The sequence below is a fragment of the Hadarchaeum sp. (SeqCode) genome (genome assembly GCF_049969415.1).
GTDB lineage: Archaea > Hadarchaeota > Hadarchaeia > Hadarchaeales > Hadarchaeaceae > Hadarchaeum.
Map to the genome: position 1 here is coordinate 4,934 of NZ_JBMFOX010000049.1, position 230 is coordinate 5,163.

Below are 230 nucleotides of genomic sequence, written 5' to 3' on the forward strand. Positions count from 1 at the left end.
CCTGAGGAAATAGGAATAAGTATCCTTGCTGAAATAATAAGTGAGAGAAGGAAAGGCACTTCGTCACTCGAAAATATTGGAGTTTAACCTTCATGTGGATTTCTAAAAAATTCAAATACCTTCCATTAGAGGAGGTCTATCAATTAATAAGGAAGGTAATAAAAGGAGAAGTTGGACGGGAAGTAGTGTCCATTTTTCATGCGTATAATCGCGTTTTAGCTGAGGATATC